An 11,873-nucleotide genomic window follows, 5' to 3' on the forward strand; every position below is an offset into this window, starting at 1 on the left:
GTCGCGGGTCCGATTTCCTTGAGGCTTTATGCCTCAGAAGTCTTCCTTCGTCAGCCTTCCGTCCCGATTGCGGTCCAGCCGATCGAACAACGGCGGCGGGCCCTTGAACTCATCTTTTGTGACCTTGCCGTCGCTGTTGGCGTCTTCGCGGGTGCGAATCTGGTCCCAGGAAACGCCGGCGCGGCCTGCGGGCCGTGTCGCCGCCCCGGGCTGACCTCCAATCGCTCCGGGCCGCGCGACCGCCTGACTCTTTGACTCTGTTGCCAGTGGTTCGTCGGTGGCCGGTTGGGTTCCCTTGAGGTGCCGGTCGAAGAAGTCCTGCACGATCGTCTCCAACTCCGGACCGCCAAACCCCGTTCCGTGCCCGGCCCCTTCGATCGTGTGGAATCGCACCCGTACGCCGACCGACTTCAAAGCGCCGTAGAGGAGTTCGCTCTGATGATGCGCGACGGTGGGGTCCTGGTCGCCGTGCACGATCAGGAACGGCGGGTCATCTTTACTGACATAGGTGATTGGATTGGCCTTAGCGACCTTGTCCTTGTTTTCCTGGATCGCCCCGCCGATGAGGCGCGATTCCGGTGAGTCGGCAGCGTTGTGGATTGCCCTTCCCTTGTTGAGCGCGTGTGCGTCCATCTGCAATAGGTCGGTCGGCCCGTAGTAGTCGCAAACTGCCTGCACCCGGCTGGATTGATCGAGATTCGGACCGACATCGAACCCCTTCACATCGCCGCTCGTGCCCAATAGCGCGACAAGGTGGCCGCCGGCCGAGCTTCCCCAGACCGCGAAGCGATTCGCGTCCAGATTGTGTTCTTTGGCATGTGCCCGAAGCCATCGGATGGCCGCTTTGCAGTCTTCGATCTGTGCCGGAAAGATCGCGTCGCCGCTGAGGCGATAGCCGATGCTGGCAACCGCGTAGCCGCGGGCCATGTAATTGTCACGTGCGGGCGGGCACCCGTCCTTGCTGCCGGCGGCCCACCCGCCGCCGTGAACCCAGATGATCACTGGCAGCGGCGCATCGGCCTTCTCGGGGATGTAAAGGTCGAGCTTCTGCCGGGCGTGGCCGTCGGTAACGTAGGGAAGATCGCGAGACACTTTGACGCCCTCAGGCACCCGTGGCGCGGGGACCGGCGGTCGTGCCTGGGTGTTCGGCTGCTGGGCGCTGGCGGACGTCGCCACAACGATGGTCAGGGCAAGTGCTCCGAAGTTGAGAACGTACGACGCGAGAAGGAGGGATCGTGTAGTTTTCACATCCCGTATAACGTGGACTGCGGTCAAACCTTTCAGTTGCCTCTGATCGATTTTGTGAGGGCCATAGCACCGCAGTCGGACGATTCGCCATTTCATGAACAGGCAAGGCCCATAGAACGATCAACTGGTCTGACAGTTGTTTGTTACAGTCGGTCGGCCTTGGGTTATGTCGGAACGCTCTTTCGTACGTCGCTGAGAATTGACTCGGTCTTGTGGATCGCACACCAACGGTGGATGTATTCCCAATCAAGGTTCTCACCTGAAACAGTCAGTACGCTGCGGACGTCGTCAAGATCCTTGGCCCGCTTTCCTTGTCGGGACCAACGTAGCTTCGTTATCACGACGTCTTCGGCAGTCGCGACGAAAACCGGATTACCGTTGTATTTCACTTTGCGCCGTCGCAGGAACCGCTCGCGATCGTGTGGATCCTCGCTAATCAAGAACAATTCGATCTGGAAGGCTGAATCGATGTGTCGAATCTTCCAGCGATAAGTTCCGGTGACCGTTTCGAAAGACATCTGGCTATCAAGCAGATAGCCGGGTCCTAGTTGATCTGCAATGGCCCCAATTGGAACGTCTCGGAGCTCCACAACGAAATCGGCATCCTTCGTCGACCGCGGAATCCCGTAGACGTTGCTGGAGAGGGAACCGACAACCATGTACGGCACCTTTGCACGATCAAGCGCCTGAACAACCTCCCACATAAAGTCTTGGGAAGTCATCGGGAAAGCTCCAGCTTTTCACCTAATGCAATCCGCTTGCGGAGGAGTTCCAGTACCTTGGCGTCGTCGGCATTCGGGTTCATGTCTCGAATACCGGCCTTCGTCCACTCGCAGGCAAAGTCGAAGAGCTCTGGTCCGGCCAGAAATCGTTGCTCCTCCGTCATTGCCTTCGCGGACGTCACTTTGTCCAGAAAGACCTGGTCGATGAGGTGCGGGCTGGGTTCCATTTCAGTCTGTCTCCAATAGGCGATTGTAAGCGCGGTCTTCCGATCGTCCAATGCCGAGTCGCCTTGGGACAAGAACAGTGAATTTCGCGTCGTTCGTTATGCCGTGCACCGACAGTTCCCATTGGTATGATCGGGCGGTATGCGAAGCTTGTTCTTGGTACTGGGATTGGCATTGCTAGGAGTGGTTGCTGCGGCGCAGGCCGCAGATTCCCCACAAACTGGATCCTCTCCCAAGCCCAAACCGCTCATCGCGATCATCGTCGGCCCGACGAATCATCCCCCGGGCACGCACGAAGTGGCCGCCAGCGGGCGGTTGATCGCCCATTGCCTGCAGAACATGTCCAATCTGCCCGGCGTCTCGGCCGAGGTGTTCTACGAGTGGCCGAAGGACGATGTGCTCGACAAGGCGGCCGCACTCGTCTTCACCGGCGACAATTTCCCGGGCGTAACGCTCAACGACAGCAAGTCTGTCCTCGCAAAGATCGACGCAATGGCAAAGCGCGGCTGCGGCATCGTGTGCATTCACTACGCCACCGGCCTGCGAAAGCAGGACGTCCCGCCGGACGGCACACATCCCCTGCTCGCCTGGACCGGCGGGTACTTTGCCACCAAGTGCGATCACCACCAGTCGATCGCCAGGATTTATCCTGCGGCCACCATTACGCCGGGCGGCGGCGACCATCCTGTCCTACGTGGCTGGAAAGAGTTCAGTCTCCGGGACGAACCCTACATCAACAACTACTTCGGCAAGGACGGCAACAAGCCCGCGCCGAACGTGACGGCGATCGCCACATCAATGCTGCCGCCGGAGAGCCCGAAGAAGGAAACTGTCGCCTGGGCGGTGAACCGCGACGACGGCGGCCGCGGAATGGGCATCGTCATGCCCCACTTCTTTGCCAACTGGAAGAACGAGGATCTGCGCAAGTGCATCCTCAACGGCATCGTCTGGGCGGCAAAGCTGGAGGTTCCGGCCGAAGGCGTCAACACGTCGTTGCCGGACCTTGTCACCTTCAAGCCCGAGGCATTGGAGCCCAGGCCCAAGGCGACCCAGCCAGCCGCACCCAAAAAGTAGATTCTGCCGCGAACACGCCTAAAGTGCCGGTTCAATGACCTTCGTTCTCGTCGCCCTTGCCGCCTTCATCGCCGCCGCGATCAATTCCGTCGCCGGCGGCGGCACGTTCCTGACTTTCCCCACGCTGACTGACGGTCTTCGCCTGAGCGAGAAGGTCGCCAACATGACCAGCACCATCGGCTTGTGGCCGGGGTCGGCGTCCGGGATTTACGCCGCCCGCAAAGACATCCGCCGGATCCCCTATTCGATTGTAGTCAGCTATAGCGTAATCAGCCTCGTCGGCGGGATCGCCGGTTCGATCATACTGCGCTACTACACCTCGCCGGCGACCTTCCGGTTGGTCATCCCCTGGTTGCTGCTGTTCGCAACGCTCGTCTTCGCCGCCAGCAAACCGATCGCCCGCTGGGCCGGCGCGAAGCACGGCCATCGCACACTCGGCTGGACGGTAATCGTCGGTGTGATACAGCTCGTCATCTCCCTCTACGGCGGATACTTTGGTGCCGGCATCGGCGTGCTGATGCTGGCGGGGCTCTCATTTGCCGGCCTCGAAGACATCCACCAGATGAACGCCCTAAAGGTGTTGCTGGCGACGCTGATCAATGGTGTGGCGGCGGTCGTCTTTCTCGTCGGCTCGTTCGGGGCCGGGGCCGAGAACGCCGTCAACTGGCAGGTCGCCGGAACGATGGCTGGGGCGTCCATCGTCGGCGGTTTTCTGGGGATGGGCCTGGCCCGCCGAATACCGCCGCTGGTGCTGCGGATCATCATCCTGCTCGTCGGTTTCGGACTGACCGGGATGTACTTCATTCGCGCCTACGGCTGATCGGTCGCCCTGATCTGCCTGCGTCAATCCCATGGCCGCCTGTTGGAATCACGACGGCAGACGCAGCCGGTCGCGGGTCTCCCCTTGACGTCTCGCCGACAACGTCGATGATTCGCGCGATCCATCGGGCGATGGCCCCGGCTTCGCCGGACGCCCCTGGGATTCGAGGAAAACCAACCATGAAAATCCGCGACGCAAAGTCCTGTCGTTTTGACCTTGTCAGCCTCGGCGAATCGATGATCCGCCTGTCCCCGCCGCAGCACGGCCGAATCGAGTTCGCTCCCGTGCTCGAACAGTGGGTCGGCGGCGGTGAGTACAACGTCTCGTACGCCTTGTCTCGCCTCGGTCTTCGCACCAGCTGGATCGGCGGACTGAACTCGTCGCCGATGGGCGCTGTCATTCGCAACCACGCCCGCGCGGTCGGCATGGACGTCAGCTACGTCGTCGAGCGCAAGTATGACGGCGTCGGCAAGAAAGACCGCATCGGCCTGAACTTCACCGAAGTCGGTGTGGCGAAGCGCGGAAGTGTCACCCTTTACGATCGCGGTCACACCGCCACCAGCGGCATGCAGCCCGGCGACGTCAACTGGAAGAAGCTGTTCAACGAAGACGGCGTCCGCTGGCTGCACACCGGCGGCATCTTCGCGTCGCTCTCGGAGTCCACGCGTCTCGTCGCCGCCGAGGCCGTCAAGGCAGCCCACGAAGCCGGCACGATCGTCAGCTACGACCTCAACTTCCGCTCGAAGCTCTGGAGCAGCAAAGACGCGATCGCCACCACCAAGCCGCTCGTGCCCTACATCGACGTGCTGATCGGCAACGAGGAAGACTTCGAACAGGTGCTCGGCTTCGAAGCCGAAGGCGTTGACGTCCACAAGGCTGGCGCATTGGATGTCGGCCCGTTCAAGGCAATGGTCGAGCGCGTGGTCAAGACGTTTCCCAACGTCAAGGTCGTCGGCACCACGCTTCGCGGCGTGAAGACCGCCACCATTAACGACTGGTCGGCGATCATGTGGGCCCGCGACGGCGACAGCGCCACCGGCAAGTTCTATGACGGCCCCAACTTCCCCGACCTCGAAATCGAAGACCGCGTAGGCGGCGGCGACGGCTTCGCCAGCGGCTTCACCTACGGCTTCCTTGCCGGCAAGACCCCGCAGGAATGCGTGAACCTCGGCGTCGCCCACGGGGCGCTGCTCATGAGCACGATGGGCGACACCAGCCAGATCACGCTCGAAGAGCTGCTGCACATCGCCGGCGGCGGTAGCGCGCGGATTAAGCGTTGACTTTATCCCCTCTCCTCCCTCAGAGGAGTAATCGAACGGAGAATGAGGAACGAAAGAACCGGCGAACGCCAAGTCGCTCTCTGTATCCTTCGATTCTTCATTTTCCGTTCTTCATTCTTCATTCTCCATTCGGTCAGCGTCCATGCGAATCCTTCTCTCCACCACCAGTTTCCAGGACACCCCCGGCAAGCACCATGACGTGCTGAACGGCTCCGGCTTTGAGATCGTCCGCGAACGCGGGCCGCTCTCCGAAGCCCGCATGCTCGAACTCGTCACCACCAACGGCGGGTTCGACGGGCTGCTCAACGGCGACGACATCATCTCGGCCAAGGTCATCGACGCCGCCCTGCCGCGGCTGCGCGTGATCGCCAAGTACGGCATCGGCCTCGACTCGATCGACGTCGGCCACGCCACGTCGCGGAAGATCCCCGTGCTGTTCACGCCCGGCGTGAACCACACGACCGTCGCCGAGCACACGTTCGGGCTCATGATCTCCGTCGCCAAGAACTTTTACTTCCACATGACGGCCGTGAAGGCCGGCAAGTGGAGCCGCAAGACCGGGTGTGAACTGGCGGGCAAGACGCTGGGCGTGATCGGCGTCGGCCGGATCGGCAAGGAAGTCATTAAACGCGGCAACGCCTTCGGCATGAGCTGCGTCGGCTGCGACGTCTATTGGGACGAAGAGTTCGCCAAGGCCAACAACGTCAAGCGAGCTGCGACCCCGCAGGATGTGCTGAAGCAGTGCGATGTCATTTCGCTGCACATGAACCTGACGCCGGAGACGCGCGGGTTCATCAACAAGGATACGCTGGCGACCATGAAGGACGGCGCGATCATCGTGAACACGGCTCGCGGCGGCCTGGTCGTCGATGAAGACATCGCCGCCGCCTGCCGCAGCGGGAAGCTCCGCGGGTATGCGGCGGACGTCGTCGAGCCCGAGCCGATGAAGACGCCGCACGTGTTCCAGGAAGTCGAAAACATCATCATCACGCCGCACATCGGCAGCCGGACGAACGAAAGCGTTGAGCGGCAGGGCCTGCGGGCAGCGAACAACCTGGTTAACTATTTGAAGGGCGATCCGGACTTCATCCAGGCGAACAAGTTCTGATTTACCCCCTCTCCCCTGTACTCGGGGGAGAGGGTTAGGGTGAGGGGCCGAACGCAAGGCGTTATGATTCGCCAAAGAGAGCCCAGCGGCTCCGCCGCGCAGTCTTCCGAGCGCTGTAGCGAGATCGGCGAACCCTGACGTTCGGCCCCTCACCCTATCCCTCTCCCCCGAGTATGGGGGAGAGGGGATCATGCGATGCATAACAGAAACATCATGTCCAACCCCACCAACTACGTCATGCCCGCCGAGATCCACAACGCGATCGTCTCGGCCGCTTACCAGCATCGCGGCTTCACGAAGGACGAGGCCGAGGTCGCCGCCAAGTTCAGTGAGACGACCGCCCGCCATGGCATCAAGACGCACAACGCCCTCAAGGCGCTGCATCTGGATGACCACATGGGCTCCAAGGCCGGCGGGTGCAAGCCGGGCGCGACCATCGAGAAGCTGCCTAGCAAGTACAAAGCCGTCGCCCGCTGGAACGCCAACCGCAAGCTCGGCCAGCCGACGGCCGTCGCGGCAATGGACGAGTGCATGCGCCTCGCCGACGAGTTCGGCGTCGGCGTTGTCACCGTCGACAACGCGTTCCACTACCTCTGGGGCGGCGGATACGTCATTGATGCCGCCCGCAAAGGGTACATCGCCTACACCTGCTGTACGGCGGCGCTGGCTGAGGTTGTGCCCTTCGGCGGTAAGTCGCCGACGCTGGGCACCAACCCGCATTCGTGGGGCTTTCCCACGCAGGATGCCATCGGCTTCCCCATCTGCATCGACTGGGCGACCAGCGTTGTCGCGATGGGCCGCGTGCAGCAGTTCGCCCGCGAAGGCAAAGAGCTCAAGCCGGGTTGGGGCGTCGATAAAGACGGCAACCCCAGCACCGACCCCAACAAGGTGACATCCCTCTTCCCCTTCGGCGAGCACAAAGGCTACGGCCTGGCGTTGATCGACGAACTGATGGCCGCCTACACCGGCGGATCTATCCCCACCATCCGAAACCGCTGGACGCAGGGCGCCGCCGATGAAAAGCGCACCTGCGCGTTCTACTTTCAGTGCATCAAGGCGGACGCGCTGGCGGTCGACTTCGCCCAGGGCCGCAGCCAGACGGAAAACGTCAAGGCCGTCCTGGCCGACATCAAGGGTCACGGCAACGACAAGAGCATCTTCCCCGGCGAGATGGAAGCCAATGCCTACGCCGCCAGCGTGAAGGCCGGCGGCCTGATCTTCACGGCAGCGGAGGTTGACGCGTTTGATACGATCGCGAAGGAAGCGGGCATTACGCTCGATCGGTCGAAGCTTCGGCAAATGTAAACTGACGGCGACTTGCTCCCTCTCCCCTGTACTCGGGGAGAGGGTTGGGGTGAGGGGCCGAGCGTCGGGCACCTCTCCCTGATCGAAACTCTGCGAACGAACGCACCTCACGTTCGGCCCCTCACCCCATCCCTCTCCCCCGAGTACAGGGGAGAGGGGGAAGAAACCAAATGCCTGAAAACCTCTTCGATCTCTCTGGTGAAGTAGCCGTCGTCATCGGCGCGACCGGCGTTCTCGGTGGTGCCCTTGCGGAGGGCCTCGCAGCCGCCGGCGCTTCGGTCGCCGTCCTCGGCCGCAGCGCCGAGCGCGGCCAGGCCTGCGTCGATCGCATCACCAAGGCCGGTGGCGAGGCGTCGTTCTACGCGGCCGATGCCGTCAGTGCCGAGAGCCTGGCCGATGCCCACCGTCAGATCGAAGCGACCCTCGGCCCGCCGACGATTCTCGTCAACGCCGCCGGCGGCAACGACCCGAAGGTGACTGTGACTGCCGAGCGCGCGTTCGAGACGATCGCCGCCGCCGACTGGCGGAGCGCGTTCGACCTGAACCTGGTCGGTGGCGCCCTGCTTCCCTGCCAAGAGTTCGGGCCGGCGATGGTGAAGCGCGGTAAGGGGAGCATCATCAACATTGCCAGCGTGTCGGCCCATCTGCCACTCAGCCGGGTCGTCGCCTACTCGTCAGCCAAGGCCGCGGTGCTGAGCCTGACGCAGTTCCTGGCCCGCGAATGGGCAACCAAAGGTGTTCGCGTGAACAGCCTGACGCCCGGCTTCTTCCCCGCCGAGCAGAACCGCGCCCTGCTTTACAATCCCGACGGCAGCCCCACGCCGCGGGCGCAGCAGATCCTCGGCCACACACCAATGGCCCGTTTCGGGACATCGCAGGAACTGATCGGCGCCGCGGTCTTCCTGGCGAGCGCGAAGGCGGCGAGCTTCGTGACGGGGATCGATCTGCGCGTCGATGGTGGCTTCCTGGCGCAGACGATCTAGCCAGAGCCGTTCGCCTGACGTGCAAGTCGCGGTTCACCGCTACCGGATGGCGGAACCTTACGCAGCAGGTGTGGTCCGAACGGCCCTGTTTGCATTCAGCAATTGGCCTTGGGCGCTCCCCGGTCTATGATCGTTCGCGACGCCTGAGCCCGGCTTGGGTTGCCGGTCGGCGTTCGCGATTCGGAGTCATGGATGCAGCAAGCCCAACTATCCGATCCCGATCCGCCACCCTCTCTTGAGACACCACCGTCAGCCGAAACGGCGCTGGTCCTTCGCCTGCAAGCCGGCGACGACTCGGCCTACGCCGAACTGGTGTCCACCTACGGCGGCCGTCTGCTGGCCGTCGCCCGGCGCATCATGAAGACCGAGGCCGACGCCGAGGACGCCCTTCAGGAGGCGTTTCTGTCGGCGTTCAAAGCGATCGATAAATTTGACGGCCGTTCGTCGCTTGGCACCTGGCTTCATCGCATCACGGTGAACGCCGCCCTGATGCGCAAACGCTGGCACAAGGCCCGGCCTGAGACGTCGATCGAGGCTCTGCTGCCGACTTTCAACAACGGTCACCACACCCAGCACCCGCAGGAGTGGACCGCTGTCACAGATGGCGCGTCCAGCCGCATCGAAGACGCCGAGGTGCTTTGGTCGGCGATCGACCGGCTTCCGCCGGAATTTCGCGAAGTGCTCGTGCTTCGGGAGATCGAAGGCATGGATTCCAAGGCGGTCGCGGCGACGCTGGGGATCAGCGATGCGCTGGTCCGTCAGCGGCTGCACCGTAGTCGCCAGGCGCTGGTGAGACTGCTGGAACCGGTCATGGCGCAGGAACAAGGCGCCGCCGCCGGAGGTCACGTATGAGCGACACGCCCAAAACACCTTCGCCGAATCCGACCTGTTCTCAGTCCGGCGGTCCCGTTTCGTGCCGGGATTGCGCCGATTTCCTGATGGACTACCTGGACGGGCTGCTTCCTGAATCCGAGCGGCTGAAGTTCGACGCACACCTGGCCCTCTGTCGGGACTGCAGGGTGTACATGGAGAACTACCGCAAAACGGTGGAAGCGACGTGCCGCTGCCCCGAAGCAAAGGCACACTGTCAAACCCCGGAAATGAACCTTCCCGCCCGCCTGGTTCAGGCGATCCTGGCGGCTCGACGAAGCCAGTAATCAGCGGCGGATCGGAAGACGAATCCGAAGATTGGTAAGAATTGTGACCGGCCGGCGCGGAAGATTCCGTCGCCGGCCTCTTCTTTTGGTGACACCTCGGTGTTGTCCAGTGCCTTCTGGATTGTTGTCACGTTCACCAGTTCGCTCGCATCTCACATGGCGGGCAACGAAGCAGAAATAACCGTTACTCGGACGATTTCGAAACCAGTCACCGCGGGTGTTCCGCTGGCGGCCACGGTGATCGTTCGTCATCTACCGGAGAACTCCCATGTCACGCCTTCCCATTCAGGATTTACAGTCCACCACGGGCCCGAACAAGCAGATCTACGACGCCTTGCAGAAGATGCTGGGCACCGTTCCCAACATGGCCAGGGTGATGGGCAATTCCCCGGCCGTTCTGCAGGCCTGGGCGCAATTCAACGGCACGCTCGGCTCGGCGAAGCTTCCGGCCAAAACCCGCGAGCAGATCGCGCTGTTGACCGCCGAAAACAACGCCTGCGACTATTGCCTATCCGCGCATACGGCGATCGGAAAGCTCGTGGGGCTCAAGCAGGACGAGATCGATGCCGCCCGCGACGGACTCTCCGGCGATGCCAGAACCAGCGCGTCTCTGGCGTTCGCACAGGCGGTGATCGATAGCAAGGGTGGCGTATCGGACGACGACTTTGCCGCTGCAAAGGAAGCCGGATTGTCCGACGCCGAACTCGCCGAAGTCGTCGCGGCAGTGGCACTCAACGTATTCACCAACTATTTCAACCGGGCGTTCGGTGTGGACGTGGACTTCCCAGCAGTGCACGCACGTAAGGCGGCCCTGGCGGTGTAAACCGGCGAAATCTCCGTAATGCCAGGCGCGCCCTGCGACGGGCCGAACGAAGCATGTCACGCCGCGGACGGCAACGGCATCAAAGCTGTAGAAAGGTAATCATCATGAACACTGCAACTACGGACATCGGAACCACGCTTCATCTGACCGAGAGCGACTTTGACACCACCCTGGCATCGACGGATAAGCCGGTGCTGGTGGACTTCTGGGCCGAGTGGTGCCCGCCCTGCCGGGCCCTGGGCCCCACGATCGACCGCGTCGCCCGAGAGCAATCCGGTCAGACAGTCGTCGCCAAAGTGGACATCGACGAGTCGCAGGCGCTAGTGGCGCGGTTCCAGGTCAATTCCATCCCGACGCTGATCGTTTTCAAGAACGGTCAGGTCGTCGATCGGATGGTCGGCCTGCAGCCCCACGGCGAAATCGTGAAGCGGCTCGCCAAGGCCGCGTCGAAGTAATGCCCGATAAATCGCAGTCCCGGCGAGAGCGGCTTCGGCCTGCTTTCGCCGGGATTGTTGTTTACTTGACCCCGGTCGCGCGTTGCCGATAGAGTGCTAACGCGTGATCTATTCGTCGCTCCAACGCCTGCTCGCCGGGACACTCGTGGTCCTGCTGACCGTTGCCTCGGCCGCCCCGGGCGGCAGGTCGCTGGTGCTCTGTGTGGCCGGCGGGGATCACAGCCACGTCTTTATCGCGTCCGAAGCCGCGCAGTCGATTTCCCACGTGCACGATCACGGTGACGACTGCGACCACGCCCTGCCGGTCGGCGATGCTCCGGCCGACGCCTGCTGCGACGGCGTTGCCGACGATTGCCATCGCCACGACTGCATCGATATCGCCCTGCCGGGTGGCGACTTCCAGAGCCAGGCTCGCAAGTCGTCGGCCCAGACGGACGTCGGCCTGCCTGCGTTCATCGCGTCAATCGCGTTTGTCAGTATCCAGCAGCCGCCGCGTCTGCCGGACACGCTCGATCCCGCTTGCATCGGCTCGCCTCCCCACCTTCTTCGCAGCGTTGTTCTCGTCATCTAGAGCGTCATCGCGCCCTTCCGTTCGTTTTTCCATCAAAGCCGTAACGCAATTCTGGTTCTGAACGCGCTCTTGTGTCGTTCGACGCCCTGTCAGGCAGTTCGA

At 62.6% G+C, this 11,873-nt stretch carries 14 protein-coding genes; 11 read left to right on the forward strand and 3 right to left on the reverse strand.

Going from position 1 to position 11,873, the window contains the following annotated elements; translation table 11 throughout:
• Positions 1–33: 33 nt before the first annotated feature.
• The 3 genes from IPV69_RS04800 to IPV69_RS04810 all read right to left on the reverse strand — a co-directional run bounded on the left by IPV69_RS04800 (position 34) and on the right by IPV69_RS04810 (position 2,197).
• Positions 34–1,248: an alpha/beta hydrolase gene (locus IPV69_RS04800; RefSeq protein ID WP_206293777.1), complete on the reverse strand. Its 1,215-nt coding sequence runs from the start codon at positions 1,246–1,248 to the stop codon at positions 34–36.
• Positions 1,249–1,412: 164 nt separating this feature from the next.
• Entirely contained in the window at positions 1,413–1,970 is a 558-nt protein-coding gene (locus tag IPV69_RS04805; protein ID WP_206293778.1) for a nucleotidyltransferase family protein, read from the reverse strand.
• Positions 1,967–2,197 carry a hypothetical protein gene (locus IPV69_RS04810; protein ID WP_206293779.1) on the reverse strand — a complete coding sequence of 77 codons (231 nt, stop codon included), beginning with the start codon at positions 2,195–2,197 and terminating at the stop codon, positions 1,967–1,969. The genes IPV69_RS04805 and IPV69_RS04810 overlap by 4 nt, the downstream gene beginning before the upstream one ends.
• A 139-nt stretch (positions 2,198–2,336) precedes the next feature.
• Here IPV69_RS04810 and IPV69_RS04815 point away from each other — a divergent pair, with 139 nt between their 5' ends.
• From IPV69_RS04815 to IPV69_RS04865, 11 genes are all read left to right on the forward strand, one after another.
• Positions 2,337–3,269 (forward strand): ThuA domain-containing protein, encoded by a 933-nt coding sequence (locus IPV69_RS04815; protein ID WP_206293780.1) that lies wholly within the window; start codon positions 2,337–2,339, stop codon positions 3,267–3,269.
• A 34-nt stretch (positions 3,270–3,303) separates the two neighbouring features.
• A complete protein-coding gene (locus tag IPV69_RS04820) occupies positions 3,304–4,089 on the forward strand; it encodes a sulfite exporter TauE/SafE family protein (protein ID WP_206293781.1) in 786 nt (261 codons plus the stop codon).
• 179 nt (positions 4,090–4,268) lie between these two features.
• On the forward strand, positions 4,269–5,369 hold the full coding sequence (locus IPV69_RS04825) for a sugar kinase (RefSeq protein ID WP_206293782.1): 1,101 nt from the start codon (positions 4,269–4,271) through the stop codon (positions 5,367–5,369).
• Positions 5,370–5,511: 142 nt separating this feature from the next.
• Positions 5,512–6,477 (forward strand): phosphoglycerate dehydrogenase, encoded by a 966-nt coding sequence (locus tag IPV69_RS04830; protein ID WP_206293783.1) that lies wholly within the window; start codon positions 5,512–5,514, stop codon positions 6,475–6,477.
• Positions 6,478–6,690: 213 nt separating this feature from the next.
• Positions 6,691–7,782, forward strand: coding sequence for an Ldh family oxidoreductase (locus tag IPV69_RS04835; protein ID WP_206293784.1), 1,092 nt, complete (start codon positions 6,691–6,693; stop codon positions 7,780–7,782).
• Between the two features lie 170 nt (positions 7,783–7,952).
• Positions 7,953–8,765, forward strand: a complete 813-nt coding sequence (locus IPV69_RS04840; protein ID WP_206293785.1) for an SDR family NAD(P)-dependent oxidoreductase — start codon at positions 7,953–7,955, stop codon at positions 8,763–8,765.
• 192 nt (positions 8,766–8,957) lie between these two features.
• The gene (locus tag IPV69_RS04845; protein WP_206293786.1) at positions 8,958–9,617 is read left to right on the forward strand and encodes an RNA polymerase sigma factor; all 660 of its coding nucleotides are present in this window, start codon (positions 8,958–8,960) and stop codon (positions 9,615–9,617) included.
• Positions 9,614–9,922 (forward strand): anti-sigma factor family protein, encoded by a 309-nt coding sequence (locus IPV69_RS04850; RefSeq protein ID WP_206293787.1) that lies wholly within the window; start codon positions 9,614–9,616, stop codon positions 9,920–9,922. Before IPV69_RS04845 ends, IPV69_RS04850 begins: the two co-directional genes overlap by 4 nt.
• A gap of 268 nt (positions 9,923–10,190) precedes the next feature.
• On the forward strand, positions 10,191–10,745 hold the full coding sequence (locus IPV69_RS04855) for a carboxymuconolactone decarboxylase family protein (protein WP_206293788.1): 555 nt from the start codon (positions 10,191–10,193) through the stop codon (positions 10,743–10,745).
• 104 nt (positions 10,746–10,849) lie between these two features.
• A complete protein-coding gene (trxA, locus tag IPV69_RS04860; RefSeq protein ID WP_206293789.1) occupies positions 10,850–11,200 on the forward strand; it encodes a thioredoxin in 351 nt (116 codons plus the stop codon).
• Positions 11,201–11,303: 103 nt separating this feature from the next.
• A complete protein-coding gene (locus tag IPV69_RS04865; RefSeq protein ID WP_206293790.1) occupies positions 11,304–11,771 on the forward strand; it encodes a hypothetical protein in 468 nt (155 codons plus the stop codon).
• Positions 11,772–11,873: the final 102 nt, after the last annotated feature.

Source organism: Humisphaera borealis, assembly GCF_015169395.1.
Taxonomy (GTDB): Bacteria; Planctomycetota; Phycisphaerae; order Tepidisphaerales; family Tepidisphaeraceae; genus Humisphaera; species Humisphaera borealis.

What these genes read in the sequence shown, in the direction of transcription:
- IPV69_RS04835 (WP_206293784.1), top strand. Translation starts at nt 6,691, where the DNA reads ATGTCCAACCCCACCAACTACGTCATGCCCGCCGAGATCCACAACGCG.
- IPV69_RS04810 (WP_206293779.1), bottom strand. Translation starts at nt 2,197, where the DNA reads ATGGAACCCAGCCCGCACCTCATCGACCAGGTCTTTCTGGACAAAGTG.
- IPV69_RS04850 (WP_206293787.1), top strand. Translation starts at nt 9,614, where the DNA reads ATGAGCGACACGCCCAAAACACCTTCGCCGAATCCGACCTGTTCTCAG.
- IPV69_RS04855 (WP_206293788.1), top strand. Translation starts at nt 10,191, where the DNA reads ATGTCACGCCTTCCCATTCAGGATTTACAGTCCACCACGGGCCCGAAC.
- IPV69_RS04805 (WP_206293778.1), bottom strand. Translation starts at nt 1,970, where the DNA reads ATGACTTCCCAAGACTTTATGTGGGAGGTTGTTCAGGCGCTTGATCGT.
- IPV69_RS04830 (WP_206293783.1), top strand. Translation starts at nt 5,512, where the DNA reads ATGCGAATCCTTCTCTCCACCACCAGTTTCCAGGACACCCCCGGCAAG.
- IPV69_RS04820 (WP_206293781.1), top strand. Translation starts at nt 3,304, where the DNA reads ATGACCTTCGTTCTCGTCGCCCTTGCCGCCTTCATCGCCGCCGCGATC.
- trxA (WP_206293789.1), top strand. Translation starts at nt 10,850, where the DNA reads ATGAACACTGCAACTACGGACATCGGAACCACGCTTCATCTGACCGAG.
- IPV69_RS04825 (WP_206293782.1), top strand. Translation starts at nt 4,269, where the DNA reads ATGAAAATCCGCGACGCAAAGTCCTGTCGTTTTGACCTTGTCAGCCTC.
- IPV69_RS04840 (WP_206293785.1), top strand. Translation starts at nt 7,953, where the DNA reads ATGCCTGAAAACCTCTTCGATCTCTCTGGTGAAGTAGCCGTCGTCATC.
- IPV69_RS04815 (WP_206293780.1), top strand. Translation starts at nt 2,337, where the DNA reads ATGCGAAGCTTGTTCTTGGTACTGGGATTGGCATTGCTAGGAGTGGTT.
- IPV69_RS04845 (WP_206293786.1), top strand. Translation starts at nt 8,958, where the DNA reads ATGCAGCAAGCCCAACTATCCGATCCCGATCCGCCACCCTCTCTTGAG.